We start from the raw sequence: 26,892 nt of genomic DNA, 5'->3' as shown, positions 1-26,892 counted from the left end.
ATTCAATAAAAAATGACCGCTCTCACGACATATAAAGTCGCGTATAAAGTACTTCGTGTTGCATTGCTCGTATATCATTCGCCAGCGTTGCAGCGCCAAGCCACTCTTCGTCAGGGTCAAGGCTTAATTCCACCGCTTGCACGAGCGATCCTCGCAAATCGAACAGGATATCTTGCCCATCCATTTGGCTGAGAGGAATTAGCTTCACGCCGTTAGTGATTGCACCAACTGCTGCGTTGTAGTAGAACGCATAGAGCGTATCTGCTTTGCTTAAACCCATGGCTTGAGCAACCATTGCAAACACGATAGGGAAATAGCCCTGCACGCGTTTTTCTGCAATCGCTTGCTGGTAAGCTGTGAGCAACGTATGTGTTTCGTAGCGAATAAAAATTTTCAGCAATCGAACGCCGAGTTTGAAACATCCTTCACGACTTTCGCGTGCTACTTTGGTAGCGGAAAGTTGCCAATCCAATTCGCACAAGCGGTCAAAATTGCCCTCGTTCATTGCATCAAAGGCAAGGGAAAGATACGCCCCGTCGTTGTAAATCCAGTTCTGCAACAGCTGGGTTTGCACATATTCTTCTAGGGTCGCTTTGCTTTCTACCACACGTTGCTGGACGAAGGTTTCTAAGCCATTGGAATGGTTAAATCCGCCAATCGGTAAGGTGGGATCGACCAAGTGCAACAACGCACCTAAATCCGTTAAAGAGCGGTTTAATGTTTGTGCCAATTTCCATCTCCGTGATGATGATAGCCGTGATGATCATGCGAATGCCCATGTCCTTGTGCCGAATTGGCACGTAAAGCTTGGCTTAAACGGCGTTCTGCTTTTTGCGGATGAAATCCCGCCGCTTGTAACCATTCAAACATCGGCTTATCGTAAGGCAATGTTACTTCATCGCCATCTAAAAAAAGCGGCGAATGTTTGTTGCCGATTTCATAACAAGCTCGAGCCATTTCAGGCAAGGTTTTGGGCGACAGCACAATTACTTCGCTTGGCAAGATTTCGATCACAATCGCCAACTCATCACTGATAAACACCACATCATCGTGTTTTAAACGTTGCCCTTCTTTTAGCAAGCGAAAGGCGACTTCACGCCCCGTATTTGTAGTTTTACGCAAAATATTCCGTTCGCTTTCATACCACTGCAACGGCACACGTTCAATGGTTTGATGGGTAATTTTGCCTTCTGTTTGGAGGCTATTTAAATCGCCTAAAATAGTGTCCATAATAGGCAGAATGGGGTTGAGGATTTTCATTTTTATATTACTTATTTTCTTCGGTTATGATACTACCAAATCTCCCCTTCCCCTCTTTGCTAAAGAGGGGATTTTCTTTATAAATTTGCGGTCATCTGACTAATTTATATTTGCCATATCAAAGTAGAACAATGATATAAAATCTCGCTCGTTCCTCCCCCCTCTTTAGCAAAGAGGGGTAGGGGAGATTTGGCAGAAGAAAAAACAGAGAAATTAGGTTATTTAGCCCAATTTCGTGACGCCACAAAAATGGTTACAAAGTTGGCTTTGTTTCTCTTAAAACCTCATATTTTTCATTCATCTCTGCCGCCCAAGCGGTTAAATTTGGAAATTCTTTTGCAAGATCTAATCCAATTTTTTCTGCTCTAAACAAGAACCAATCAATGACTGCAACCGCCGTTAACGTACCAATGTTTAATTCCGTGCCAAACGGTTTTAAATCTTGCTCAAGTCTTGCAAAACTTTGGCGATTACGTTCGGTTAGTTGTTGATGACGAGCCGTCCACCATTCACTTTCAGGGCGAAGCATTTTTTCAGCCATCATCGGCACGGTGTTTTCCATAATGCCATCCGCCAAATTATGTAAGGCGAGTGCTGCCCAACGTGGCTTGCCACTTTCTGGAATGAGTTTAGGCTCAACCTTGCCTTTTTGGTCGAGATATTCGCAAATCAGCAAGCTACCATAAAGCCAGTTGCCACAATTACGTTCTAACGCTGGCACTCTACCCAGAGGATTCGCCTGATTATGCGGAGAACTTGCATCAAATGATGAACCAATTTTAATCAGTTCTGTTTTGCCTAATAGTTGTTGATATTTCAACGTTACCAGCACTTTACGCACATACGGGCTGGTGGTGGAGTACCAAAGTTTCATTGTAAATTCTCCTTAAAATTTGACCGCTCTTTTCTGCTTAGAACATAAAATACCGTTGTCCTAATGGCACCGTATCCACGGGTTCGCAGGTAATGAGTTCACCATCTACACGTACTTCATAGCGCTCTGGATCCACTGTAATTTCAGGTGTTGCATTGTTGTGAACCAGATCTTTTTTACCCACGCTGCTGCAGCCTTTTACGGCAATGGTTTCTTTGTGTAAACCGAATTTCGCACGAATACCGGCTTTTTCAGCGGCTTGTGAAACAAAGAATACCGCTGTTTGTGCTGTCGCCAAACCTTGTGCACCGTACATTGGACGGTAGAATACAGGTTGCGGCGTTGGTATAGAGGCATTTGGGTCGCCCATTTTCGCGTAACTAATAAAGCCTTTTTTAATTACGACTTCAGGTTTTACGCCAAAGAACATCGGTTTCCACAACACGATATCTGCGATTTTACCCACTTCTAACGAGCCAATATGCTCCGCAATACCATGTGCAATTGCTGGGTTAATAGTATATTTCGCAATATAGCGTTTAATGCGGAAGTTATCGTTTCCTTCATTGCCTAACTCACCACGTTGCATTTTCATTTTATCTGCCGTTTGCCATGTACGAATAACGACCTCGCCTATACGGCCCATTGCTTGAGAGTCAGAACTCATAATCGAGAAGACGCCCATATCATGCAAAATATCTTCCGCTGCAATAGTTTCAGGACGGATACGGCTATCAGCAAATGCAACATCTTCTGGCACGCGTTTATCTAGGTGATGGCAAACCATCAACATATCCAAATGTTCATCGATAGTGTTTTTCGTAAACGGGCGAGTTGGGTTGGTTGATGCGGGTAAAACGTTTGGATACATTGCCGCTTTAATAATATCTGGCGCATGGCCGCCGCCCGCACCTTCTGTGTGGAAGGTGTGAATTACACGTCCGTCAATCGCTTTCATCGTATCTTCTAAGAAGCCACTTTCGTTCAGCGTATCGGTGTGGATTGCCACTTGAATATCCATTTCATCTGCTACTTTTAAGGCAGAATCAATTACTGCTGGCGTTGCGCCCCAGTCTTCGTGGATTTTTAAACCTAATGCACCCGCTTCAATTTGTTCGCGTAGCGGGTCTAAAGTTGAACAGTTTCCTTTACCAAAAAAACCTACGTTAACAGGTAAGGCTTCTGCCGATTGGAACATTCGTTCCATATACCACGCACCTGGTGTACAAGTCGTTGCGTGTGTACCATCAGCAGGGCCTGTTCCACCACCAATTAGCGTGGTAACGCCACTTTCAATCGCATGTTGTGCTTGTTGTGGGCAAATAAAGTGAATGTGGGTATCGATACCGCCAGCGGTCGCAATTAAATGAGCGCCGTTATGTACTTCTGTGCTAGCACCGATAATCATGTTTGGCGTGACGTTATCCATGGTGTCAGGGTTACCTGCTTGTCCGATACCGACAATACGACCATCGCGAATACCAATATCGGCCTTGATAATACCTAATTTAGCATCAATGATCATCACATTGGTAATCACAAAATCCAATACATTTGGATTGTCGCGAGTTGCCGTACCACTTTGCGCCATGCCATCGCGTACGCTTTTACCGCCACCAAATTTACACTCATCACCTTTTGTTAATAAATCTTGTTCAATGGTTGCCCATAAATTGGTATCACCTAAACGGACTTTATCGCCAACGGTTGGGCCATAAGTTGCTACATATTGCGCTCTTGAAATTGTTAATGCCATCTTACCCTACCTTATAATTTGCCATCAATTTGATTATGGAAACCGTAAATGATTTGATTACCACCAAAAGCCACCAATTCCACGGATTTCACTTCACCGGGTTCAAAACGCACCGCATTGCCTGATGGCACGTTTAAACGCATACCGCGTGCCAAAGTGCGGTCAAACTTAAGAGCATTATTGGTTTCAAAGAAATGGTAATGGGAACCTACTTGAATTGGGCGGTCGCCTGAATTGGTTACTTCGATTGTGACCGTTTTTCTGCCAACATTGGCAATAATATCGCCTTCAGCTAATTGGTATTCGCCTGGGATCATATCTTTGTTCCTTGTAGGGTGGGCTTTAGCCCACCATTGATATTTTTATTTTGGTGGGCTAAAGCCCACCCTACGGCTATCTGATTGGATTATGCACGGTAACAAGCTTCGTACCATCTGGGAAAGTTGCTTCAATTTGTACTTCGTGCACCATTTCAGCAACGCCTTCCATGACATCATCAACGGTTAAAAGTGTTGAGCCATATTGCATCACTTCCGCTACACTCATTCCGTCTCTTGCTGCCTCTTGTAAATGGCTCGCAACATAAGCAATGGTTTCTGGATAATTTAATTTAACGCCTCTCGCTTTACGTTTTGCTGCCAGTTCACCGGCTAAAAAGAGCATTAATTTCTCTTGTTCTCTTGATGTTAGGTGCATATCTTCATTCCTTCATTTATTTATCGCACAAAGAGCGGCGAATTTTACGTAAAAAATCCCAATAGGAAAAACATTTTGTCAGAATTTTTTTATTCATAGCCCTTGAAAGCGAAAAAATCCTCCTTATATAAAAATCGCACTTACAAATTCTTTAGAAGGAAATTAATCATGAATATTCGTCCTTTACACGATCGTGTAATTATTAAACGTGAAGAAGTCGAAACCCGTTCAGCTGGCGGTATCGTATTAACAGGCTCAGCGGCGACCAAATCAACCCGTGCTAAAGTATTAGCAGTAGGTAAAGGTCGTATTTTAGAAAATGGCACTGTTCAACCTTTAGATGTGAAAGTTGGCGATACCGTAATTTTCAACGACGGTTACGGTGTGAAAAGCGAAAAAATCGATGGTGAAGAAGTATTAATCATTTCTGAAAACGACATCTTAGCAATTGTAGAATAATTAGATAAGGGAAAAGAAAATGGCAGCAAAAGACGTAAAATTTGGTAATGACGCACGCGTAAAAATGCTTAAAGGCGTGAATGTATTAGCCGATGCAGTAAAAGTAACCCTTGGCCCGAAAGGTCGCAATGTAATTTTAGATAAATCATTTGGTGCACCAACTATCACTAAGGACGGTGTATCTGTTGCTCGTGAAATCGAATTAGAAGATAAATTCGAAAACATGGGTGCACAAATGGTGAAAGAAGTGGCATCTAAAGCAAATGATGCTGCAGGTGACGGTACAACCACTGCAACAGTACTTGCGCAAGCTATCGTAAATGAAGGCTTAAAAGCAGTAGCGGCAGGCATGAATCCAATGGATTTAAAACGTGGTATCGATAAAGCAGTAAGTGCGGTTGTTTCTGAACTTAAAAATTTATCTAAACCTTGTGAAACAGCAAAAGAAATTGAACAAGTAGGTACTATTTCTGCAAACTCTGACAGCATTGTAGGTCAATTAATCTCACAAGCAATGGAAAAAGTGGGCAAAGAAGGGGTGATTACCGTTGAAGATGGTACGGGTCTTGAAGATGAATTAGATGTGGTTGAAGGGATGCAATTCGACCGTGGTTACCTTTCTCCATATTTCATCAACAAACCAGAAACTGCAACGGTTGAATTAGATAATCCATATCTTCTTCTTGTAGATAAAAAAATCTCTAACATTCGTGAATTACTTCCAGTGTTAGAAGGTGTTGCGAAAGCAGGTAAACCGTTATTAATCATCGCTGAAGATGTGGAAGGTGAAGCGCTTGCAACCTTAGTGGTGAACACTATGCGCGGTATCGTGAAAGTTGCAGCAGTGAAAGCACCAGGTTTTGGTGATCGTCGTAAAGCGATGTTACAAGATATTGCGATCTTAACTGCAGGTACTGTGATTTCTGAAGAAATCGGTATGGAATTAGAAAAAGCGACACTTGAAGATCTTGGTCAAGCAAAACGTGTTGTTATCAATAAAGATAACACAACCATTATTGATGGTATTGGTGATGAATCTCAAATCAAAGGTCGTGTGGCTCAAATTCGCCAACAAATCGAAGAATCAACTTCTGACTACGATAAAGAAAAACTTCAAGAACGCGTGGCTAAACTTGCCGGTGGCGTAGCTGTAATCAAAGTTGGTGCAGCAACTGAAGTTGAAATGAAAGAGAAAAAAGACCGTGTAGATGATGCGTTACACGCAACTCGTGCAGCGGTTGAAGAAGGTATCGTTGCTGGTGGTGGCGTTGCATTAGTTCGCGCAGCAGCGAAAGTTGCAGCAAACCTAAAAGGTGACAACGAAGAACAAAATGTGGGTATCAAACTTGCATTACGTGCGATGGAAGCACCTTTACGTCAAATCGTAACTAACGCGGGTGAAGAAGCATCTGTTGTAGCAAGTGCGGTTAAAAATGGCGAAGGAAACTTTGGTTATAACGCAGGTACAGAACAATACGGCGATATGATCGAAATGGGTATCTTAGATCCAACTAAAGTAACTCGTTCTGCGTTACAATTCGCGGCATCTGTAGCAGGCTTAATGATTACCACTGAATGTATGGTAACCGAGCTTCCAAAAGATGAAAAAGCTGACCTAGGCGCAGGCATGGGCGGTATGGGTGGAATGGGCGGAATGATGTAATTCGGCTCATCATCAGGTAAAAAGTGCGGTCGTTTTTCCACAAGGAAAAGCGATCGCTTTTTTATTTACAAAGGTTTACACTAATTTCAAATTTACTCAGGAAATCTATTATGCTCATTTCTCATTCTGACCTTAACAAACAACTTAAATCTGCTGGAATCGGCTTTAATGCCACAGAACTACACGGCTTTTTAAGCGGTTTACTTTGTGGTGGCTTAAAAGATCAAAGTTGGCTACCGCTCTTATATCAATTCAGCAATGATAATCACGCTTACCCAACAGCATTAGTTCAACCCGTTACAGAACTTTATGAAAAAATTAGTCAAACCTTATCAGATGTTGAAGGATTTACCTTTGAACTTGGTTTAACCGAAGATGAAGATGTCTTTGCACAAGCAGATAGCTTATCTGACTGGGCAAACCAGTTCTTACTTGGTCTTGGCTTAGCACAACCTGAATTAGCAAAAGAAAAAGGCGAAATTGGCGAAGCCGTAGATGATTTACAAGATATTTGCCAACTTGGTTATGATGAAGACGATAACGAAGAAGAACTAGCGGAAGCACTAGAAGAAATCATTGAATATGTTCGCACCATTGCTATGTTGTTCTATTCTCATTTCAACGAAGGAGAAATTGAGAGCAAACCTGTATTACATTAAGGAGATCTAGAATGGAATTGGCTTATATGGCTGAATTGCCTAAAGAAGAATTTTGGGAACGCCGCACACGAGTATTCGCTCAAATGCAACCTAATTCGGCATTATTGCTTTTTTCTGAAATCGAAAAACGCCGTAATAATGATTGTACCTATCCTTTCCGTCAAGATAGCTATTTTTGGTATTTAACGGGCTTTAATGAGCCGAATGCAGCGCTGTTATTACTGAAAACAGAACAAGCAGAAAAAGCCATTATTTTTCTTCGTCCACGCGATCCGTTACTTGAAACGTGGAATGGTCGCCGATTAGGTGTTGAACGAGCACCACAACAACTTAATGTAAATGAAGCCTATTCTATTGAAGAATTCGTTACCGTACTCCCCAAAATACTGAAAAATTTGACCGCACTTTACCATGTGCCAGAAATTCATACTTGGGGTGATAAATTAGTGGCAGAAAGTGCGGTAAATTTTAGCGAGATTTTAGATTGGCGACCAATGCTCAGCGAAATGCGCCTTATAAAATCGCCTAATGAAATCCGATTAATGCAACAAGCGGGACAAATTACGGCACTTGGGCATATTAAAGCGATGCAAACGACACGCCCAAATCGCTTTGAATATGAAATTGAAAGCGATATTTTGCATGAATTTAATCGCCATTGCGCAAGATTTCCTTCTTACAATTCCATTGTTGCAGGGGGAAGTAGCGCCTGTATTTTGCACTACACAGAAAATGATCGTCCATTAAATGATGGGGATTTAGTGCTCATTGATGCTGGCTGTGAATTTGCGATGTATGCAGGCGATATTACCCGCACTTTTCCTGTAAATGGAAAATTTAGTCAGCCTCAACGTGAAATTTACGAGTTAGTTTTAAAAGCCCAAAAACGTGCGATTGAATTACTTGTACCTGGCAATTCCATTAAGCAAGCCAATGATGAAGTCATTCGTATTAAAACCCAAGGATTAGTAGATTTAGGTATCTTAAAAGGTGATGTCGATACACTCATTGAACAACAAGCTTATCGACAATTTTATATGCATGGATTAGGGCACTGGCTAGGGTTAGATGTACATGATGTCGGTAGTTATGGCCAAGATAAACAGCGGATACTCGAAATCGGCATGGTGATTACTGTTGAGCCTGGTATTTATATTTCAGAAGATGCTGATGTGCCAGAGCAATACAAAGGCATTGGCGTGCGCATTGAGGATAATTTACTGATGACTGAATATGGTAATAAAATCCTAACCGCAGCGGCCCCTAAAGAAATTGCAGACATTGAAAATTTAATGAATTTTGAATAAAAATGTTTAAATTGTGATCTAGTACACAGTTTTTTATTGCTCAAAATGTTAGCATTAGAACCAGTTAAAAGCCGAACCAATCAGTTAAGGAGTCGATTATGTACAAACACGTTTTAGTGGCAGTAGATCTTTCTGAAGAGAGTCCCGTTTTACTTAAAAAAGCGGTTGGGGTTGCAAAACGCCACGAAGCAAAACTTTCTATCATCCACGTTGATGTGAACTTCTCGGATCTTTACACTGGATTGATTGATGTGAATATGTCTTCGATGCAAGACAGAATTTCCACGGAAACACAAAAAGCCTTATTAGATTTAGCTGAAAGTGCGGATTATCCAATTTCAGAAAAATTGAGTGGCAGTGGTGATTTAGGGCAAGTTCTAAGTGATGCCATCGAACAATATGATGTAGATTTATTAGTGACGGGACATCACCAAGATTTTTGGAGTAAGTTAATGTCTTCAACACGTCAAGTGATGAATACGATTAAAATTGATATGTTGGTTGTTCCGCTTAGAGATGAATAATTAACAAGAAATTGTTTTTTGAATAATCTGAAATAACTTAAATTTTAACCGCACTTCTCAAATAGCGTCGTGAAGTGCGGTTTTATTTTGGGGTTTTGGCAAAAAGCCTTTTTATAAATTTCAAAAATATGCAAAAATAGTACGGTTTAGTTTTTATTTTTATTATGGGTAACAAGGATTCTTTTTAATGAAAACAACAGCAGAAATAAGACAATCATTCCTTGACTTTTTCCATAGCAAAGGCCACCAAGTAGTTGAGAGTAGCTCACTTGTGCCGGAAAATGATCCGACTTTGCTTTTCACGAATGCTGGGATGAACCAATTTAAGGATGTATTCCTTGGAATGGATAAACGCCCTTATTCTCGAGCCACCACCGCGCAACGTTGCGTGCGTGCTGGTGGTAAGCATAACGACTTAGAAAATGTTGGTTATACCGCGCGTCATCATACTTTCTTTGAAATGCTCGGTAACTTCAGCTTTGGTGATTACTTTAAACACGATGCGATTAATTTTGCTTGGGAATATTTAACTTCTCCACAATGGCTTGGTTTACCTAAAGAAAAACTATGGGTAACCGTGTATGAAACTGATAATGAAGCTTATGATATTTGGCATAAAGAAGTTGGTGTGCCAGCAGAGCGTATTATCCGTATCGGTGATAACAAAGGTGCGCCTTATGCATCAGATAACTTCTGGGCAATGGGTGACACCGGTCCTTGTGGTCCTTGTACTGAAATTTTCTACGATCACGGTGATCATATTTGGGGCGGACCTCCAGGCTCACCAGAAGAAGATGGCGACCGTTATATCGAAATCTGGAACGTTGTGTTTATGCAGTTCAACCGTTTAGCTGATGGCACAATGGAAAAATTACCACGCCCATCAGTTGACACAGGTATGGGCTTAGAGCGTATTTCTGCTGTATTACAACATGTTAACTCAAACTACGAGATTGATATTTTCAAAACATTAATCGCAAAAACGGCTGAAGTTGTAGGCACAACAGATTTAAGTAATAAATCATTACGTGTTATCGCTGACCATATTCGTTCTTGTGCATATTTAATCGCAGATGGCGTTATTCCATCAAACGAAGGCCGAGGTTATGTATTACGTCGAATTATTCGCCGCGCAGTTCGTCACGGTCACTTATTAGGTGCCAAAGAAGCCTTTTTCTATAAACTCGTGCCAACTCTAATTGAAGTGATGGCTGAAGCTGGAAAAGACGTAAAAGCAAAACAAGTAAATGTTGAAAAACTATTACGTTTAGAAGAAGAACAATTCGCTCGCACTCTAGAACGTGGCTTAAGCTTATTAGATGAAGCCCTTGCTCAAGTAAAAAATGGCGTTCTTTCAGGTGAAGTTGCATTCAAACTGTATGATACCTATGGTTTCCCATTGGATTTAACGGCTGATGTATGTCGTGAGCGCAATATCACTATTGATGAACAAGCGTTTGACCGTGAAATGGAAGCACAACGTACTCGTGCTCAAGCCGCGAGTCAGTTTGGTGTGGACTACAACAGCGTTATTCGCGTAGATGGTGAAACTAAGTTCGAAGGCTATACTGAAGTCGAATCTCAAGCAAAAATCACCGCACTTTTCTATGATGGTAAATCAGTAGAAAGTATCAAAGCGGGTCAAAGTGCGGTCGTTATTTTAGAAAATACGCCGTTTTACGCAGAATCAGGTGGTCAAATTGGTGACAGCGGATATTTGAGCGCACAAGGCGTGACCTTTAATGTTAAAGATACCCAAAAATATGGGCAAGTATTTGGACACATTGGAGAATTAACGCAAGGAAGTTTGAAAGTTGGGCAATCAGTGAATGCTATCGTGGATGCAGAACATCGCCACAACACATCACTCAATCACTCAGCAACCCACTTATTGCACGCGGCCTTACGTCAAGTTTTAGGTCAACATGTTGTGCAAAAAGGCTCACTTGTTTCAGATAAAGCCTTGCGTTTTGACTTTGCTCAACCTGAAGCCATTACAAAAGAGCAATTGACTCAAATTGAAATATTAGTGAACCAAAAAATCCGTGCTAACTTCCCTGTTCAAACAGATATTATGGACATTGATTCAGCAAAAGCTAAAGGGGCAATGGCGCTCTTTGGCGAGAAATATGGTGATAAGGTTCGCGTATTAACCATGGGCGATTTCTCAATTGAGCTTTGTGGTGGTATTCACGCAAAACGCACTGGGGATATCGGTCTATTTAAAATTATTACTGAAAGTGCAGTGGCGGCAGGCGTTCGTCGTATTGAAGCTGTAACAGGTGAAAATGCGATTGAGTGGTTACATAATCAACAACGTATTCTAACCCAAAGCGCGGACTTATTAAAATCAGACGTAAATACCTTAGCGGAAAAAATCCAGCAACTTCAAGACAAAGCGAAGAAAGTGGAAAAAGAATTGCAAGGTCTGAAAGAAAAAGCCGCAATGCAGGCTGGTTCTGATTTTGTAAAAAGTGCGGTGAAAATCAATGGTGTTTCTGTTATCGCACAACAATTAGACGGCATAGAAACAAAATCATTACGTGTGATGGTCGATGATTTAAAAAATCAACTCGGCTCAGGCGTAATCGCATTCGCATCGATCTTAGATGAAAAAGTCAACCTTGTCGTTGGTGTAACAAACGATTTAACTACCAAAGTAAAAGCTGGAGAGCTCGTTAATTTAATGGCTCAACAGGTCGGGGGTAAAGGCGGTGGTCGTCCGGATATGGCAATGGCAGGAGGCTCCCAACCAGAAAATGTGGCACAAGCAGTTAAAGTGGCGCAAGACTGGTTAAACAAAAATCTGTAGTACAAGCCGGTTGGTGGGATGCCAACCCTTCCTTGATTGATAGGGATATCTAATAAATGCAAACTAAGGAGATAAAAGATGTTAATCTTGACTCGTAAAGTTGGCGAAAGTGTACTTATTGGAAATGATATTTCTATCACGATTTTGAGTGTACGTGGAAACCAAGTTAAACTCGGTGTAGAAGCGCCTAAAGAAGTATCCGTTCACCGAGAAGAAATTTACCAACGAATTAAACAGATGAAAGATGAACAATTAGACAGTTCATCATAATCGTAAATAATGGATTTTATATTATGAAAGCAATTATTCCTGTAGCCGGTCTTGGTACACGTATGTTGCCTGCCACGAAGGCAATTCCGAAGGAAATGCTTACTTTGGTTGATAAACCATTGATTCAATACGTGGTAAATGAATGTGTTGCAGCTGGCATAAAAGAAATTGTGCTTGTCACTCATTCATCGAAAAATGCTATCGAAAACCATTTTGATACCTCTTTTGAACTAGAAACAATGCTAGAAAAACGTGTTAAGCGTCAACTTCTAGAAGAAGTGCGTTCTATCTGTCCAAAAGATGTAACTATCATGCATGTTCGCCAAGGTAATGCAAAAGGACTTGGACACGCTGTATTGTGCGGTCGCCCACTTGTAGGCAATGAGTCATTTGCCGTTGTGTTACCTGACGTATTGTTAGCAGATTTCAGTGCAGATCAGAAAAAAGAAAATCTTTCTGCAATGATTAAACGCTTTAATGAAACTGGAGCAAGCCAAATTATGGTAACGCCTGTTCCACAAGAAAATGTGAGTAGCTATGGTGTTGCAGACTGTGGTGGCATCGTTCTTAATGGTGGTGAAAGTGCAAAAATTAATAGTATTGTTGAAAAACCTTCTATTGAAGACGCACCATCAAATCTTGCTGTGGTTGGGCGTTATGTTTTTTCAGCAGCAATTTGGGATTTATTAGAAAAAACACCAATTGGTGTTGGTGATGAAATCCAATTAACCGATGCTATTGATATGCTCATTAAAAAAGAAACTGTTGAAGCATTCCATATGACAGGTGAAACATTCGACTGTGGTGATAAAATTGGCTATATGGAAGCTTTCGTAGAATACGGTATTCGTCACGAAAAATTAGGTAAAGAATTCAAAACCTTTATCAAAAATTTAGCAAAAACGCTATAAATAGCACTCATACAGATAGAATGGACAAAATGAAAGATTTTGTCCATTTTTGTTTTATTATTAATATAGAATATTGCTTTATGCATAAATATGCACAATAATAGAATAACTAATTAAAATAAAAAGGAAAGATTATGGCACTTTGGGGTGGGCGTTTTACGCAGGCAGCGGATAAACGTTTTAAAGATTTTAATGACTCGTTACGTTTTGATTATCGTTTGGCAGAACAGGATATTCAAGGCTCAATTGGTTGGTCTAAAGCCTTGGTGAAAGTGAATGTATTAACTATCGAAGAACAGCATCAACTTGAACAAGCACTAAATGAATTACTTATTGAAGTGCGGTCAAATCCGCAAGCAATTTTACAAGATGATGCAGAGGATATTCATAGTTGGGTTGAAAGTAAGCTAATTGATAAAGTAGGCAACCTTGGTAAAAAATTACATACTGGCCGTAGCCGTAACGATCAAGTGGCAGTAGATATAAAACTATGGTGCAAACAACGTGTGGTTGAATTACAAGAATCAGTACGTAATTTGCAACGCCACTTAGTTCAAACCGCAGAAAACACACAACAAGCAGTAATGCCTGGCTATACCCATTTACAACGAGCTCAACCAATCACTTTTGCTCATTGGTGTATGGCATATGTGGAAATGTTCGACCGCGACTATTCACGTTTAACAGATGCGTATAATCGAATGAATACCTGCCCACTTGGTAGTGGTGCGCTGGCGGGTACGGCTTATGCTGTAGATCGTGATTCACTTGCGCACGATCTTGGTTTTGCCTTCGCAACTAGAAATAGCTTAGATAGTGTCTCTGATCGCGATCATATCGTCGAGTTGCTTTCCATCGCATCCCTCAGTATGGCACATCTTTCCCGCTTTGCTGAAGATATGATTATCTTTAACAGCGGAGAGGCAAATTTCGTGGAATTATCCGACCGCGTGACTTCTGGCTCATCATTAATGCCACAAAAGAAAAATCCTGATGCATGTGAGTTAATTCGAGGCAAAGCCGGCAGAGTGATTGGCTCATTAACAGGCATGTTAATCACCTTAAAAGGCTTGCCACTTGCGTATAATAAAGATATGCAAGAAGACAAAGAAGGTATTTTTGATGCCTTAGATACTTGGCAAAACTGTGTGGACATGGCAACGTTCGTATTAGATGAATTGAAAGTAAATGTTGAACGTACTCGTGAAGCTGCGTTAAAAGGCTATTCAAACGCAACTGAATTAGCGGATTATTTAGTCTCTAAAGGCGTACCTTTCCGAGATTCCCATCATATCGTGGGTGAAACGGTTGTTTATGCAATCGAGAAAGGCAAAGGATTAGAAGATCTTACTATCCCTGAATTCCGCCAATTTAGTGAGGTAGTGGGAGATGATGTTTACGAGATTCTTTCCCTCCAATCTTGTTTAGACAAACGTTGTGCAAAAGGTGGCGTATCGCCATTGCGTGTTGCCGAAGCTATTGCAGAAACCAAAACAAGATTTGCTTAATCATATTTTAACGCGCATATCACAATTGGATTTCACAAGACTCCCTTGCAATCCACTGAATAGTCCCAATTATGAGTAACAACACTTAAATAAGATGATAAAAACAAAAAGTGCGGGAAAAACTACCGCACTTTTTATTTCAATTAGGAATGATCAATGACCAATCAACAAGACTATACTCAAGACAATGACAAGCTTTACCGTTATCTTTTCCAAAACCGTGCGGTTCGTGGGGAATGGGTTCGCTTAAATAAAACATTCACTGATACATTAAATACCCATCAATATCCTAAAGCAGTACAAGATTTATTAGGTGAAATGATGGTGGCGACTAATTTGCTCACTGCCACACTAAAATTTGACGGCAATATCACCGTACAAATTCAAGGCGATGGTCCATTACGCTTAGCATTAGTAAATGGCAATGATCAACAACAAATCCGCGCCCTTGCTCGAGTGGATGGGAACATCACTGAAAATATGAGTCTGCACAATATGATTGGTAAAGGCGTATTAGTCATTACTATTGCACCAAAAGAAGGCGAACGCTATCAAGGTGTAATTAGTCTGGATAAACCGACAATCACAGAATGCTTAGAAGATTATTTTGTACGCTCAGAACAGCTTCAAACTCAATTAATTATTCGTACTGGAGAATATGAAGGCAAGCCAGTGGCAGCAGGTATGTTATTACAAATTATGCCTGATGGTTCTGGTACACCAGAAGATTTTGAACATTTAACTACGCTCGCAGCAACAGTAAAGGATGAAGAATTATTTGGTCTCCCTGCAGAAGAGTTACTCTATCGTTTATATCACGAAGAAACCGTCAATCTTTATCCAGCACAAAATGTACAATTTTTCTGTGGCTGCTCTGCTGAACGTTCTGGTTCAGCATTACTTTTAATCTCTGATGAAGAAATTGATGAAATATTAGCCGAACATAAAGGCAGTATTGATATGCAATGTGAGTGTTGTGGTACACACTACTTCTTTAATAAAGAAGCGATTGAAAAATTAAAATCAACAAAACTTTAAAAACAATCCCGACGCTATGTCGGGATTGTTGATCTACATCATTAATACACCTAAAAATAGGTAATGGAGAGCTATAATTTTTCAAAAATGAGATCTAGTTAACATTTTTTTGCATTGACATTCTTTAGAATAGGCGACAGTTAAATTTTAATCTTAAATATTAGAGGTGACTTATGACAGACTTAAACAAAGTAGTAAAAGAACTTGAAGCGCTAGGCATTTATGACGTAAAAGAAGTTGTCTATAATCCAAGCTACGAGCAATTGTTCGAAGAAGAAACCAATCCAGGTTTAGAAGGCTTTGAAAAAGGTACTTTAACTACGACTGGTGCAGTAGCTGTAGATACTGGTATCTTCACTGGCCGTTCACCAAAAGATAAATATATCGTGTTAGATGAAAAAACCAAAGATACTGTTTGGTGGACATCTGAAGCTGCGAAAAATGATAACAAACCAATGAACCAAGCTACATGGCAAAGCTTAAAAGACTTGGTAACTAACCAACTCTCTCGTAAACGCTTATTTGTAGTTGATGGTTTCTGTGGCGCTAGCGAACACGACCGTATTGCAGTACGTATTGTAACTGAAGTTGCATGGCAAGCTCATTTTGTGAAAAACATGTTTATTCGCCCAACTGAAGAACAACTCAAAAACTTTGAACCAGATTTCGTTGTAATGAATGGTTCTAAAGTAACCAATCCAAACTGGAAAGAACAAGGTTTAAATTCAGAAAACTTCGTTGCCTTCAACTTAACTGAGCGCATTCAATTAATCGGTGGTACTTGGTACGGCGGTGAAATGAAAAAAGGTATGTTCTCAATGATGAACTACTTCCTACCACTTAAAGGTGTTGGCGCAATGCACTGCTCAGCTAACGTGGGTAAAGATGGTGATGTAGCAATCTTCTTCGGCTTATCTGGCACAGGTAAAACAACACTTTCAACCGATCCAAAACGTGAATTAATCGGTGATGATGAGCACGGTTGGGATGATGTGGGTATCTTTAACTTTGAAGGTGGTTGCTATGCGAAAACCATTCACCTTTCAGAAGAAAATGAACCGGATATTTACCGCGCTATCCGTCGTGATGCATTATTAGAAAACGTGGTTGTTCGTGCAGATGGTTCTGTTGATTTCGATGATGGTTCAAAAACAGAAAATACTCGCGTGTCTTACCCAATTTACCACATCGATAACATTGTAAAACCAGTTTCTCGTGCTGGTCACGCAACGAAAGTGATTTTCTTAACTGCAGATGCATTTGGCGTATTACCACCAGTATCTAAATTGACACCAGAACAAACTAAATACTACTTCTTATCAGGTTTCACTGCAAAATTAGCAGGTACTGAACGTGGTATTACTGAACCAACTCCAACATTCTCAGCATGCTTCGGTGCAGCGTTCTTAACCCTTCACCCAACTCAATATGCAGAAGTGTTAGTAAAACGTATGCAAGCAGTGGGTGCTGAAGCTTACTTAGTGAATACTGGTTGGAATGGCACAGGCAAACGTATCTCAATCAAAGATACTCGCGGAATCATTGATGCAATCTTAGATGGCTCAATTGAAAAAGCTGAAATGGGCGAATTGCCAATCTTCAACTTAGCAATTCCTAAAGCATTACCAGGTGTAGATTCTGCAATCTTAGATCCTCGTGATACTTACGCAGATAAAGCACAATGGCAATCAAAAGCTGAAGACTTAGCCGGTCGCTTTGTGAAAAACTTTGTTAAATATGCAACTAACGAAGAAGGCAAAGCTTTAATTGCAGCTGGTCCTAAAGCTTAATTAAAAATACTAAAAATATTAACCGCACTTTGGGTAACTGAAGTGCGGTCATTTTTTATCTGTTTTCAAGCTGATAAATGTATTCAAAAATTGACAAAAATCCAGTAGAATCACCACGTTTTAACTTTCGTCAATTAAAAGGACAATGTAATGCTTAACCAAATTAAAAAAGATGCTCAAGATCGTATGGAAAAAAGCCTTGAAGCATTAAAAGGTCATATTTCAAAAATCCGTACTGGTCGTGCACAACCGAGTTTACTTGATGCAATTCAAGTTGAATATTACGGTGCAGCGACCCCACTTCGCCAATTAGCAAATGTCGTTGCGGAAGATGCTCGGACTTTAGCTGTAACTGTTTTTGATCGTTCTTTAATCTCTGCGGTAGAAAAAGCAATTTTAACCTCAGATTTAGGTTTAAACCCATCTTCAGCGGGTACCACAATCCGTGTTCCGCTTCCTCCATTAACAGAAGAACGCCGTCGCGATTTAATCAAAATTGTAAAAGGCGAAAGTGAACAAGGTAAAGTTGCGGTTCGTAATGTGCGTCGTGATGCGAATGATAAAATCAAAGCATTATTAAAAGACAAAGAAATCAGCGAAAATGAACAACATAAAGCAGAAGAAGAAATCCAAAAAATCACAGATATTTACATTAAAAAAGTAGATGAAGTATTAGCGGATAAAGAAAAAGAATTAATGGATTTCTAATCATAAAAAATGCGAAAGGCAGACAGTTTTGTCTGCCTTTATTTTATTAGGTATGCGGATTTAGACGTACCAATGAAAATATAATCAACAAAATTGCGGTAAAGATTCTATGCAAAAACAAAACATTGTCATTCTTGGTTCAACGGGATCAATCGGTAAGAGCACCCTTTCTGTTATCGAAAATAACCCTCAGAAATATCATGCATTTGCACTCGTAGGCGGAAAAAATGTAGAAGCAATGTTTGAACAATGCATAAAATTCCGACCGCACTTTGCGGCTCTTGATGATGTAAATGCTGCTAAAATTTTACGTGAGAAATTAATTGCGCATCATATTTCAACGGAAGTATTAGCAGGACAACAAGCTATTTGTGAACTCGCAGCACACCCAGATGCCGATCAGATAATGGCATCGATTGTTGGTGCAGCAGGATTGTTACCGACGCTTTCAGCGGTTAAAGCAGGTAAACGGGTATTACTAGCAAATAAAGAATCATTGGTAACCTGCGGACAGCTTTTTATTGATGCTGTAAAAAACTATGGCGCAAAGCTTTTACCAGTAGATAGTGAACATAATGCTATCTTTCAATCGTTACCGCCAGAAGCACAAGAAAAAATTGGCTTTTGCCCACTTTCTGAATTAGGTGTAAGTAAAATTATACTCACTGGTTCTGGCGGGCCATTTCGTTACACACCACTCGAACAGTTCGCAAGTATCACACCAGAACAAGCGGTTGCGCACCCTAATTGGTCTATGGGTAAAAAAATCTCTGTCGATTCAGCAACAATGATGAATAAAGGCTTAGAATACATTGAAGCTCGCTGGCTTTTCAACGCAAGCGCGGAAGAAATGGAAGTCATTATTCATCCACAATCTATTATTCATTCTATGGTGCGTTATGTTGATGGCTCAGTCATAGCTCAAATGGGAAATCCAGATATGCGTACACCAATTGCAGAAACTATGGCATATCCTCACCGCACTTTTGCTGGAGTAGAACCACTCGATTTCTTTAAAATCAAAGAACTGACGTTTATTGAACCTGATTTTAATCGCTATCCGAATTTAAAACTGGCTATTGATGCCTTTGCTGCGGGTCAATATGCGACAACAGCAATGAATGCAGCTAATGAAATTGCTGTACAAGCATTTTTAGATCGTCAAATTAGCTTTATAGATATTGTAAAAATTAATTCGAAAACAATTGAGAAAATTTCGCCTTATACCATTCAAAATATTGATGATGTACTCGAAATTGATGCACAAGCAAGAGAGATTGCGAAAACACTAATTGGGGAATAGAGGTCTAGTTTATTCGATTTAATGGAATACAAATTCCAAAATACACATATAAGCTGCAATACAAAATAAAATAATCGCCAATAATTTTCTTGTTAAAGCCGGATTCATTAATCCGCGCAATTTCATTGAGAAGAAACTCATTCCAAATGAACCCAAGGTAACGACACAAACTACAAGAAAATTTACATATCCTAATTGACCACTTAGACTGACATCATAAGGAAAGGCTCTTGTGAGATAGCCATATAAATTACCAATCCCACCAATAATCATCATATAGTTCGTATAAACGGCAATTTGCTGCGTTTTTACCCCTTTTAATTGGCCTACAAGCGGAGCAAGGATAGAGCCGCCTCCAATACCTGTAATACCAGCAATCAAGCCCCCTCCACAGCAACTAATACTACCTTTAGCTCGTTCTATAGGAGACATATTAAACACTTCTATTTGCGTTCTCGATCTGTTTAAAAATGTTTTAATCGCAAGTGCACTTAAACTAACCATAAAAATTAAACTAATGATCGCTGTAGAAAAATAAAAACTTAATTCAAAACCAATTTGCACGCCAATCACCATAGCAATAGACCATAAAATCATATTGATATAATCAATTTTAATTTTTTGCTTATGGAAAAATAATAAGTTAATCAATGCGGTACACATCACGATGGTGAGTGATGTAGCTGAAATAACTTGAATCGGCAATTCTGGAAATAATGTACGTAAAATTGGCACCATCAATACCCCACCGCCAATACCAAAAATAGCAGAAACCATATTGGTACAAATACCGCAAATCAGTAAGATAAAAATTGTACTAATTGCCATTGCTACTCCTATCAAGAAAATCAGCTTAATAATATATTCTAATTGTGGCGTAAGGGGATGAGCATATCTTATGATCAGCATCATATACACTTAAAAATATTCTGTTATGATGAAAAAAATAGAAAGGATATGATGTATGAACGCATTTCAATTAATGGCAAAACCTACTGGCTCAATTTGTAATTTAGATTGCCAGTATTGCTTTTACTTGGAAAAACCTCATTTAAATCAACGTGCCATGAGTGATGAGGTATTAGAAACCTATATCAAATCTTACATAGAAACAGCCCCTCAACAACAAGTGACTTTCCTCTGGCAAGGCGGTGAACCAACCATGGCTGGCCTTGATTTCTATAAAAGAGCGGTCGATTTTCAGCATAAATATGCTAATGGGAAACAAATTGAAAATTCCCTACAAACCAATGGTGTATTACTTAATGCCGATTGGTGCCGTTTTCTGCATGATCATAATTTTCTTGTGGGGCTTTCTATAGATGGTCCAGAACGCTTACATGATGCCTATCGTTTAACTAAAAATAGAAAAGGCACGTTTCAACAAGTAATAGATGCACTAGATTTACTGAATAACTATCAAGTATCTTTTAATACTCTCACAGTAGTGCATAATCTAAATGTTCTACATGGCAAAGAAATCTATCATTTTCTAAAACGAATTGGATCGCCATATATGCAATTTATTCCACTAATGGGAGATTATAAGCAACAAGCCTCTGCAAAGGATTATGGCCAGTTTCTAATTAATATTTTTGATGAATGGTACGCCAATGATGTAGGAAAAATTGGGATTCAGTTTATTGAACAATGGTTTATGGCCTATCTTGGATTACAACCGGGTTTATGTATTTTTCGTGAAACCTGCGGTGATCAATTAGTTATTGAACAAAATGGGGATATTTATAGTTGCGATCATTATGTTTACCCTGAGTACAAGTTGGGAAACCTCATAGAAACACCACTAGTAACATTGGTTGATAACATAAAACAAAAACATTTCGGTTCAGCGAAATCCTTTCTTTCCGAACGATGCAAAAGCTGTAAATTTCGTTTTGCCTGTCATGGAGGTTGCCCAAAACATCGAACTGTTCAAGGATTTGGAAAACCACATAATCAACTCTGTGAAGCCTATTATACGGCACTCTCTCACATGGAACCCTATTTGAAAGAATTTGCAAAATGCTTTGGTAAAGCAAAATAACATTATTCATTTAAAATAAAAATTTTGTTACCAAGTTAACACTTTTAAAACTTGCTTATAGCGGATAAAAACAGAAATTTGTATAGTAACCGAAAGGTTTTTATGTATTAAAAGGATATTTATGTCAAGCTCATCACCTTATTTACCTCAAAACTTATACCAATGCATGATTTCTGAAAGTAAAACACTAGGGAAAAACAGCTTAATTTATACTCAAGGTGAAAAACCTAAAGAATTTTATTTTTTAAAACGAGGGCTTGTCGGGCTTTATCATAGCTTAGAAAATGGTAAAGAAACCTTGATTCGACTTTATCATGCTAACGAATATTTTGGGTTTAGAACAATCTTTAGTGAAACAACTTATCATTGTAGTGCAAAGGTATTACTAGAAGCAGATATTATTCGTATATTTCCTGGAAATCACACTACTTTTATCGCAAATAATCCTGATTTTTCCTGCTATCTAATGAAGCAACTCTCGAATGAATTATATGATGCAGAACACCGAGTAAGTAGTACAGCCTATAAACGAAGCTACGAGCGTATAATTGATGCGATTGAAAATCTAACTGAAAGTTATCCCGATTATCCTTGGACCTACCGAGAAGTAGCCGAATTTTGTGGATGCGAAACAGAAACTGCTATTCGTATTAGTCAAGAATTAAAGAAACAAGGAATTCTAGACAAAAATACAAGACATTTACGGATCTGCTCTTAAATTCAAGATTATGGTTTTGGACTATCCATCCAAATAATATTTTAGTAAGTAAAGTGCTTTTTACCTACATATAAAATAAAAAAGCTCACTATGAAGTGAGCTTTTCCTTTGAATTGATTTTTATTCCTCAGTAGCTACTTCAGCAACTTCTGGGCGATCAACTAACTCAATGTATGCCATTGGTGCATTATCGCCTGCACGGAAACCACATTTCAAAATGCGAGTGTAACCACCTGCACGTTGAGCAAAACGTGGACCTAATTCATTGAATAATTTCGCAACAGTTTCGATGTTACGAGTACGAGCGAATGCTAAACGACGGTTTGCAACGCTATCTTCTTTTGCTAATGTAATTAACGGTTCAACTACACGACGTAATTCTTTAGCTTTAGGTAAAGTAGTCTTGATAATTTCGTGACTAACTAAAGCACTTGCTAAATTACGGAACATCGCTTGACGATGGCTGCTATTACGGTTTAGTTGACGACCACTCTTACGATGGCGCATGATCTTATCCTTCTCAGAAAAATCTTAACCTATGACCAAACTAGTCTTCAGCAATACTTGCTGGTGGCCAATTCTCAAGGCGCATACCAAGTGACAAACCACGTGAAGCGAGAACGTCTTTAATTTCAGTAAGAGATTTCTTACCAAGGTTAGGCGTTTTTAATAACTCAACTTCTGTACGTTGTACTAAGTCACCGATATAGTGAATTGTTTCTGCTTTCAAACAGTTAGCAGAACGAACTGTCAACTCTAAGTCATCTACAGGACGTAGTAAAATCGGATCAAATTCCGGTTTTTCTTCCTTAACTTCAGGTTGACGAACATCACGCAAATCAACGAATGCATCGAGTTGTTCTGCTAAAATTGTTGCTGCACGACGAATTGCTTCTTCAGGCTCAAGCGTACCATTAGTTTCTAACTCAATAACAAGTTTATCTAAGTCCGTACGTTGTTCTACACGCGCTGCTTCTACATTGTATGCAATGCGATCTACAGGGCTATAACAAGCATCCACTAATAAACGACCAATTGGACGCTCCTCAGTTTGGCTATGTGTACGAGCTGAAGCTGGAACATATCCTCTACCACGTTGAACGCGAATACGCATACTAATTGATGCATTCTCGTCTGTTAAGTGACAGATTACGTGATCCGGATTCACAATTTCAACATCACCATCGTGGGTAATGTCCGCTGCAACAACAGGGCCAATTCCAGATTTATTTAATGTCAGAATAACGTCATCTTTATTCTGTACTTTAACCGCTAGACCTTTAAGGTTTAAAAGTACTTCAAGAACATCTTCTTGAACACCTTCCTTACTACTATATTCGTGCAATACGCCATCAATTTCTACTTCAGTTACAGCACAACCTGGCATTGAAGACAGAAGGATACGACGCAATGCATTACCTAGAGTATGGCCAAAACCGCGCTCTAACGGTTCTAAGATCACCTTAGCATGAGTTGAACTAATTTGTTCAATATCTACTAAACGTGGTTTTAAAAATTCTGTAACAGAACCCTGCATTTTATCCTCTCTTTGCTTTTAAGCTTAACTATTATTTAGAGTAAAGCTCAACGATCAGATGTTCGTTAATGTCTGCTGATAAATCAGAACGTTCAGGAACACGTTTGAACACACCTTCCATTTTCGCAGAATCAACTTCTAACCAAGTTGGTTTCTCTCTTTGTTCTGCTAATTCTAATGATGCTTTAATACGTGCTTGTTTTTTAGATTTCTCACGAACAGCAACAACATCATTTACTGAAACTTGGAATGATGGAATATTAACAACACGACCATTTACAACAATTGCTTTGTGGCTCACTAATTGACGAGCTTCTGCGCGAGTTGCAGCAAATCCCATGCGATAAACAACGTTATCCAATCTACCTTCTAATAACACTAATAAGTTTTCACCAGTGTTACCTTTTAAACGGTTTGCTTCTTTATAGTAGTTACGGAATTGACGTTCTAAAATACCATAGATACGACGAACCTTTTGTTTTTCACGTAATTGACTACCATAGTCAGACAAACGCGGTTTACGAGCACCGTGTTGACCAGGTGCTGTATCAATTTTACATTTTGAATCAATCGCACGCACGCCTGATTTAAGGAATAAATCAGTGCCTTCACGACGGCTGAGCTTGAGTTTTGGACCCAAATATCTTGCCATTTTCTTTCTCCAACTATCCTATTACGTCTTAAACACGACGTTTTTTCGGTGGACGACAACCGTTATGAGGAATCGGAGTCACATCTGTAATGTTCGTGATACGGAAACCCGCTGCGTTTAACGCGCGAATTGTTGATTCACGACCTGGACCCGGACCTTTAACCATAACTTCCAAATTCTTTAAACCAAATTCTTTAACCATTTCTGCGCAACGCTCTGCAGCAACTTGAGCAGCAAATGGAGTTGATTTACGAGAACCACGGAAACCTGAACCACCAGCGGTTGCCCAAGCTAGTGCATTACCTTGACGGTCAGTAATGGTTACGATTGTATTATTGAAAGATGCGTGAATATGTGCTACGCCATCTACAACTTGTTTTTTTACACGTTTACGTGCACGAACTGGTGTTTTAGCCATTCTTTATTTACCCCGACTATTTTTTGATCGGCTTACGTGGACCCTTACGGGTACGCGCATTAGTTTTAGTACGTTGACCACGTACCGGTAAACTACGACGATGACGTAAACCACGGTAACAACCTAAGTCTAAAAGACGTTTGATGTTTAGTGTTACTTCACGACGTAAGTCACCTTCAACGGTAAATTTACCAACTTCGTCACGCAGTTTGTCAATCTGCTCTTCAGACAATTCTCTGATCTTAACATCTTCAGCAATACCCGCTGCAGCACAAATAGCTTTAGAACGAGTTTTACCGATACCGTAAATTGCAGTTAAAGCGATTACAGCGTGTTTGTGATCAGGAATGTTAATGCCTGCAATACGGGCCACTATGCACTCCTATTATTTTAACTAATTTGGCACTCTGATCTTGAAAAGCCCGTTTTCAGGATACTCAAACAGAATGCCAAGGACATAAATGAGTTGAGCAGTATAACCGCCCAACTGGTTCTTTGCAAGAAGAATATCAATTAACCTTGACGTTGTTTGTGTTTAGGGTCGCTGCATAATACGCGCACAACACCTTCACGTTTAACGATTTTACAGTTACGACACATTCTCTTTACGGAAGCACGAACTTTCATTGCTTATCCTTTTTTTATTAAATGAACAATTATTGTCCAAAACCTTTAAGGTTTGCTTTTTTCAACGCAGATTCATATTGAGATGACATTAAGTGACTCTGAACCTGAACGATGAAATCCATAATTACAACGACTACAATTAAAAGAGATGTTCCACCGAAGTAAAATTTAACATCCCAAGCCGATGTCATAATATAAGGAACTAAACACACAAACGTTACATAAAGACCGCCAATCAGTGTAAGACGAGTCATAACTTTATCAATATAACGAGAGGTTTGTTCCCCTGGTCTAATTCCTGGAATAAATGCACCAGATTTTTTTAGATTATCTGCTGTATCTCGCGGATTATACTGCATTGCAGTGTAAAAGAAGCTAAAGAAAATAATTGCTACAGCATAAACAAGTAAATAAAGAGGCTGACCAGGATTCAACAACATAGATAAGTTATTTAACCACTCAAACTTATCATTTTGTCCAAACCATTGAGTTAAGGTAGCTGGAAATAAAATAATACTTGAGGCAAAAATTGCCGGCATTACGTTTGCCATATTTACTTTCAATGGTAGATGTGTTGAATGACCACCTAAAATTTGACGACCTTGTTGACGCTTTGCATATTCAACGCGAATTCTACGTTGTCCTCTTTCAACAAAAACAACGAAATAAGTTACTGCAAATACAATAGCTGCGATCAGAAGAAGCACTAATGGATGCATCTGTCCTTGACGAGCCTGCTCAATAGTTTGAAGTATAGCTGATGGTAAACCAGCTACGATACCGCCAAAAACAAGAATTGAGATACCGTTACCAATACCTCTTTCAGTAATTTGTTCACCTAACCACATGAGGAACATAGTTCCAGTTACTAAGCTAACAACTGAAGTGAAGTAAAAACCAAATCCAACATTTGGCACTAAGCCAGGTAACATATTTGGTAAACCTGTTGAAATAGCTACTGCCTGAATGGTTGCAAAAACAACTGTCGCATACCTAGTATACTTAGAAATTTTACGTTGACCAGCAGCACCTTCTTTCTTTAATTCTGCTAAAGCAGGAGAAACCGTTGCAAGCAACTGAATTACAATAGATGCCGAGATATACGGCATAATACCTAATGCTAAGATAGATGCACGGCTCAATGCACCACCAGAGAACATATTAAACATATCAATGATGGTGCCTTTTTGTTGTTCAACTAATTGAGCTAGCACAGCCGCATCAATACCAGGAACCGGAATGAAAGAACCAATTCGGTAAACGATAAGCGCACCTAAAACGAAAAGTAATCGGCTTTTTAATTCACCTTTACCGCTATTAGTACTTCTTGCTTGATAACCTGGTTGTTTAGCCATTTG

General features: G+C 39.4%; 29 protein-coding genes. 15 read left to right on the top strand and 14 right to left on the bottom strand.

Going from position 1 to position 26,892, the window contains the following annotated elements; genetic code table 11:
• Positions 1–22: 22 nt before the first annotated feature.
• The 6 genes from DV415_RS00755 to ureA all read right to left on the bottom strand — a co-directional run bounded on the left by DV415_RS00755 (position 23) and on the right by ureA (position 4,586).
• Positions 23–730, bottom strand: coding sequence for an urease accessory protein UreF (locus DV415_RS00755; protein WP_118790364.1), 708 nt, complete (start codon positions 728–730; stop codon positions 23–25).
• The gene (gene ureE, locus DV415_RS00750) at positions 715–1,260 is read right to left on the bottom strand and encodes an urease accessory protein UreE (protein ID WP_118790363.1); all 546 of its coding nucleotides are present in this window, start codon (positions 1,258–1,260) and stop codon (positions 715–717) included. Before ureE ends, DV415_RS00755 begins: the two co-directional genes overlap by 16 nt.
• Positions 1,261–1,513: 253 nt before the next feature.
• Positions 1,514–2,134, bottom strand: coding sequence for a glutathione S-transferase (locus tag DV415_RS00745; protein ID WP_118790362.1), 621 nt, complete (start codon positions 2,132–2,134; stop codon positions 1,514–1,516).
• 37 nt (positions 2,135–2,171) lie between these two features.
• Positions 2,172–3,890 carry an urease subunit alpha gene (ureC, locus tag DV415_RS00740; protein ID WP_118790361.1) on the bottom strand — a complete coding sequence of 573 codons (1,719 nt, stop codon included), beginning with the start codon at positions 3,888–3,890 and terminating at the stop codon, positions 2,172–2,174.
• 11 nt (positions 3,891–3,901) lie between these two features.
• Positions 3,902–4,207 carry an urease subunit beta gene (gene ureB, locus DV415_RS00735; protein WP_118790360.1) on the bottom strand — a complete coding sequence of 102 codons (306 nt, stop codon included), beginning with the start codon at positions 4,205–4,207 and terminating at the stop codon, positions 3,902–3,904.
• Between the two features lie 76 nt (positions 4,208–4,283).
• Complete coding sequence (gene ureA / locus DV415_RS00730) at positions 4,284–4,586, bottom strand: urease subunit gamma (protein ID WP_118790359.1); 303 nt, start codon at positions 4,584–4,586, stop codon at positions 4,284–4,286.
• Positions 4,587–4,754: 168 nt separating this feature from the next.
• Between ureA and DV415_RS00725 the strand changes: the two genes are divergently transcribed.
• The 13 genes from DV415_RS00725 (at position 4,755) to ispC (ending at position 19,538) form a co-directional block, all read left to right on the top strand.
• Entirely contained in the window at positions 4,755–5,045 is a 291-nt protein-coding gene (locus DV415_RS00725; RefSeq protein ID WP_005629492.1) for a co-chaperone GroES, read from the top strand.
• A gap of 19 nt (positions 5,046–5,064) precedes the next feature.
• Positions 5,065–6,708, top strand: a complete 1,644-nt coding sequence (gene groL / locus DV415_RS00720; RefSeq protein WP_118790358.1) for a chaperonin GroEL — start codon at positions 5,065–5,067, stop codon at positions 6,706–6,708.
• 110 nt (positions 6,709–6,818) lie between these two features.
• A complete protein-coding gene (locus DV415_RS00715; protein ID WP_118790357.1) occupies positions 6,819–7,367 on the top strand; it encodes a YecA/YgfB family protein in 549 nt (182 codons plus the stop codon).
• Between the two features lie 11 nt (positions 7,368–7,378).
• Complete coding sequence (gene pepP / locus DV415_RS00710; RefSeq protein WP_118790356.1) at positions 7,379–8,674, top strand: Xaa-Pro aminopeptidase; 1,296 nt, start codon at positions 7,379–7,381, stop codon at positions 8,672–8,674.
• Between the two features lie 98 nt (positions 8,675–8,772).
• On the top strand, positions 8,773–9,198 hold the full coding sequence (uspA, locus tag DV415_RS00705) for a universal stress protein UspA (RefSeq protein ID WP_005629483.1): 426 nt from the start codon (positions 8,773–8,775) through the stop codon (positions 9,196–9,198).
• 187 nt (positions 9,199–9,385) lie between these two features.
• Positions 9,386–12,010, top strand: coding sequence for an alanine--tRNA ligase (alaS, locus tag DV415_RS00700; protein ID WP_118790355.1), 2,625 nt, complete (start codon positions 9,386–9,388; stop codon positions 12,008–12,010).
• Positions 12,011–12,088: 78 nt separating this feature from the next.
• The gene (gene csrA, locus DV415_RS00695) at positions 12,089–12,280 is read left to right on the top strand and encodes a carbon storage regulator CsrA (RefSeq protein ID WP_005625841.1); all 192 of its coding nucleotides are present in this window, start codon (positions 12,089–12,091) and stop codon (positions 12,278–12,280) included.
• Positions 12,281–12,303: 23 nt separating this feature from the next.
• Positions 12,304–13,191 (top strand): UTP--glucose-1-phosphate uridylyltransferase GalU, encoded by an 888-nt coding sequence (gene galU / locus DV415_RS00690; protein ID WP_118791482.1) that lies wholly within the window; start codon positions 12,304–12,306, stop codon positions 13,189–13,191.
• A 134-nt stretch (positions 13,192–13,325) separates the two neighbouring features.
• Positions 13,326–14,699 (top strand): argininosuccinate lyase, encoded by a 1,374-nt coding sequence (gene argH, locus DV415_RS00685; protein WP_118790354.1) that lies wholly within the window; start codon positions 13,326–13,328, stop codon positions 14,697–14,699.
• 156 nt (positions 14,700–14,855) lie between these two features.
• Positions 14,856–15,737, top strand: a complete 882-nt coding sequence (gene hslO / locus DV415_RS00680; RefSeq protein ID WP_111696071.1) for an Hsp33 family molecular chaperone HslO — start codon at positions 14,856–14,858, stop codon at positions 15,735–15,737.
• A 173-nt stretch (positions 15,738–15,910) separates the two neighbouring features.
• Positions 15,911–17,527, top strand: coding sequence for a phosphoenolpyruvate carboxykinase (ATP) (gene pckA / locus DV415_RS00675; protein ID WP_118781818.1), 1,617 nt, complete (start codon positions 15,911–15,913; stop codon positions 17,525–17,527).
• Positions 17,528–17,677: 150 nt separating this feature from the next.
• Entirely contained in the window at positions 17,678–18,235 is a 558-nt protein-coding gene (gene frr / locus DV415_RS00670) for a ribosome recycling factor (RefSeq protein ID WP_118781819.1), read from the top strand.
• A 109-nt stretch (positions 18,236–18,344) separates the two neighbouring features.
• Entirely contained in the window at positions 18,345–19,538 is a 1,194-nt protein-coding gene (ispC, locus tag DV415_RS00665) for a 1-deoxy-D-xylulose-5-phosphate reductoisomerase (protein WP_118781820.1), read from the top strand.
• An 18-nt stretch (positions 19,539–19,556) separates the two neighbouring features.
• Here the strand turns inward: ispC and DV415_RS00660 are convergent, their stop codons facing one another.
• Positions 19,557–20,366, bottom strand: a complete 810-nt coding sequence (locus DV415_RS00660) for a sulfite exporter TauE/SafE family protein (RefSeq protein ID WP_118790353.1) — start codon at positions 20,364–20,366, stop codon at positions 19,557–19,559.
• A gap of 136 nt (positions 20,367–20,502) precedes the next feature.
• Here DV415_RS00660 and DV415_RS00655 point away from each other — a divergent pair, with 136 nt between their 5' ends.
• Positions 20,503–21,582: an anaerobic sulfatase maturase gene (locus tag DV415_RS00655; protein WP_118790352.1), complete on the top strand. Its 1,080-nt coding sequence runs from the start codon at positions 20,503–20,505 to the stop codon at positions 21,580–21,582.
• A 121-nt stretch (positions 21,583–21,703) separates the two neighbouring features.
• The gene (locus DV415_RS00650) at positions 21,704–22,300 is read left to right on the top strand and encodes a Crp/Fnr family transcriptional regulator (protein WP_118790351.1); all 597 of its coding nucleotides are present in this window, start codon (positions 21,704–21,706) and stop codon (positions 22,298–22,300) included.
• Positions 22,301–22,420: 120 nt separating this feature from the next.
• On the opposite strand, the gene rplQ is transcribed toward DV415_RS00650, so the two are convergent.
• The 7 genes from rplQ to secY form a co-directional block, all read right to left on the bottom strand.
• Positions 22,421–22,807, bottom strand: a complete 387-nt coding sequence (gene rplQ / locus DV415_RS00645) for a 50S ribosomal protein L17 (protein WP_118788634.1) — start codon at positions 22,805–22,807, stop codon at positions 22,421–22,423.
• Between the two features lie 40 nt (positions 22,808–22,847).
• A complete protein-coding gene (locus tag DV415_RS00640; RefSeq protein WP_005632767.1) occupies positions 22,848–23,837 on the bottom strand; it encodes a DNA-directed RNA polymerase subunit alpha in 990 nt (329 codons plus the stop codon).
• 31 nt (positions 23,838–23,868) lie between these two features.
• Positions 23,869–24,489 (bottom strand): 30S ribosomal protein S4, encoded by a 621-nt coding sequence (gene rpsD / locus DV415_RS00635; RefSeq protein ID WP_005625866.1) that lies wholly within the window; start codon positions 24,487–24,489, stop codon positions 23,869–23,871.
• Positions 24,490–24,517: 28 nt separating this feature from the next.
• Positions 24,518–24,907 (bottom strand): 30S ribosomal protein S11, encoded by a 390-nt coding sequence (rpsK, locus tag DV415_RS00630; protein ID WP_012072238.1) that lies wholly within the window; start codon positions 24,905–24,907, stop codon positions 24,518–24,520.
• 16 nt (positions 24,908–24,923) lie between these two features.
• Positions 24,924–25,280 carry a 30S ribosomal protein S13 gene (gene rpsM, locus DV415_RS00625; RefSeq protein ID WP_005625867.1) on the bottom strand — a complete coding sequence of 119 codons (357 nt, stop codon included), beginning with the start codon at positions 25,278–25,280 and terminating at the stop codon, positions 24,924–24,926.
• 140 nt (positions 25,281–25,420) lie between these two features.
• On the bottom strand, positions 25,421–25,534 hold the full coding sequence (rpmJ, locus tag DV415_RS00620; protein ID WP_053465808.1) for a 50S ribosomal protein L36: 114 nt from the start codon (positions 25,532–25,534) through the stop codon (positions 25,421–25,423).
• A gap of 29 nt (positions 25,535–25,563) precedes the next feature.
• On the bottom strand, positions 25,564–26,889 hold the full coding sequence (secY, locus tag DV415_RS00615) for a preprotein translocase subunit SecY (RefSeq protein WP_005625869.1): 1,326 nt from the start codon (positions 26,887–26,889) through the stop codon (positions 25,564–25,566).
• Positions 26,890–26,892: the final 3 nt, after the last annotated feature.

The organism is Haemophilus haemolyticus (assembly GCF_003490595.1).
Taxonomy (GTDB): Bacteria; Pseudomonadota; Gammaproteobacteria; order Enterobacterales; family Pasteurellaceae; genus Haemophilus; species Haemophilus haemolyticus_L.
The sequence above is the reverse complement of the archived record's forward strand: the minus strand, read 5'-3'. Positions and strand labels throughout refer to the sequence as shown.

Bases quoted from the DNA above. Each gene is read 5' to 3' on its own strand.
- ureE (WP_118790363.1), bottom strand. From the start codon at position 1,260: ATGAAAATCCTCAACCCCATTCTGCCTATTATGGACACTATTTTAGGC.
- DV415_RS00745 (WP_118790362.1), bottom strand. From the start codon at position 2,134: ATGAAACTTTGGTACTCCACCACCAGCCCGTATGTGCGTAAAGTGCTG.
- ureC (WP_118790361.1), bottom strand. From the start codon at position 3,890: ATGGCATTAACAATTTCAAGAGCGCAATATGTAGCAACTTATGGCCCA.
- ureB (WP_118790360.1), bottom strand. From the start codon at position 4,207: ATGATCCCAGGCGAATACCAATTAGCTGAAGGCGATATTATTGCCAAT.
- ureA (WP_118790359.1), bottom strand. From the start codon at position 4,586: ATGCACCTAACATCAAGAGAACAAGAGAAATTAATGCTCTTTTTAGCC.
- DV415_RS00725 (WP_005629492.1), top strand. From the start codon at position 4,755: ATGAATATTCGTCCTTTACACGATCGTGTAATTATTAAACGTGAAGAA.
- groL (WP_118790358.1), top strand. From the start codon at position 5,065: ATGGCAGCAAAAGACGTAAAATTTGGTAATGACGCACGCGTAAAAATG.
- DV415_RS00715 (WP_118790357.1), top strand. From the start codon at position 6,819: ATGCTCATTTCTCATTCTGACCTTAACAAACAACTTAAATCTGCTGGA.
- pepP (WP_118790356.1), top strand. From the start codon at position 7,379: ATGGAATTGGCTTATATGGCTGAATTGCCTAAAGAAGAATTTTGGGAA.
- uspA (WP_005629483.1), top strand. From the start codon at position 8,773: ATGTACAAACACGTTTTAGTGGCAGTAGATCTTTCTGAAGAGAGTCCC.
- alaS (WP_118790355.1), top strand. From the start codon at position 9,386: ATGAAAACAACAGCAGAAATAAGACAATCATTCCTTGACTTTTTCCAT.
- csrA (WP_005625841.1), top strand. From the start codon at position 12,089: ATGTTAATCTTGACTCGTAAAGTTGGCGAAAGTGTACTTATTGGAAAT.
- galU (WP_118791482.1), top strand. From the start codon at position 12,304: ATGAAAGCAATTATTCCTGTAGCCGGTCTTGGTACACGTATGTTGCCT.
- argH (WP_118790354.1), top strand. From the start codon at position 13,326: ATGGCACTTTGGGGTGGGCGTTTTACGCAGGCAGCGGATAAACGTTTT.
- hslO (WP_111696071.1), top strand. From the start codon at position 14,856: ATGACCAATCAACAAGACTATACTCAAGACAATGACAAGCTTTACCGT.
- pckA (WP_118781818.1), top strand. From the start codon at position 15,911: ATGACAGACTTAAACAAAGTAGTAAAAGAACTTGAAGCGCTAGGCATT.
- frr (WP_118781819.1), top strand. From the start codon at position 17,678: ATGCTTAACCAAATTAAAAAAGATGCTCAAGATCGTATGGAAAAAAGC.
- ispC (WP_118781820.1), top strand. From the start codon at position 18,345: ATGCAAAAACAAAACATTGTCATTCTTGGTTCAACGGGATCAATCGGT.
- DV415_RS00660 (WP_118790353.1), bottom strand. From the start codon at position 20,366: ATGGCAATTAGTACAATTTTTATCTTACTGATTTGCGGTATTTGTACC.
- DV415_RS00655 (WP_118790352.1), top strand. From the start codon at position 20,503: ATGAACGCATTTCAATTAATGGCAAAACCTACTGGCTCAATTTGTAAT.
- DV415_RS00650 (WP_118790351.1), top strand. From the start codon at position 21,704: ATGTCAAGCTCATCACCTTATTTACCTCAAAACTTATACCAATGCATG.
- rplQ (WP_118788634.1), bottom strand. From the start codon at position 22,807: ATGCGCCATCGTAAGAGTGGTCGTCAACTAAACCGTAATAGCAGCCAT.
- DV415_RS00640 (WP_005632767.1), bottom strand. From the start codon at position 23,837: ATGCAGGGTTCTGTTACAGAATTTTTAAAACCACGTTTAGTAGATATT.
- rpsD (WP_005625866.1), bottom strand. From the start codon at position 24,489: ATGGCAAGATATTTGGGTCCAAAACTCAAGCTCAGCCGTCGTGAAGGC.
- rpsK (WP_012072238.1), bottom strand. From the start codon at position 24,907: ATGGCTAAAACACCAGTTCGTGCACGTAAACGTGTAAAAAAACAAGTT.
- rpmJ (WP_053465808.1), bottom strand. From the start codon at position 25,534: ATGAAAGTTCGTGCTTCCGTAAAGAGAATGTGTCGTAACTGTAAAATC.
- secY (WP_005625869.1), bottom strand. From the start codon at position 26,889: ATGGCTAAACAACCAGGTTATCAAGCAAGAAGTACTAATAGCGGTAAA.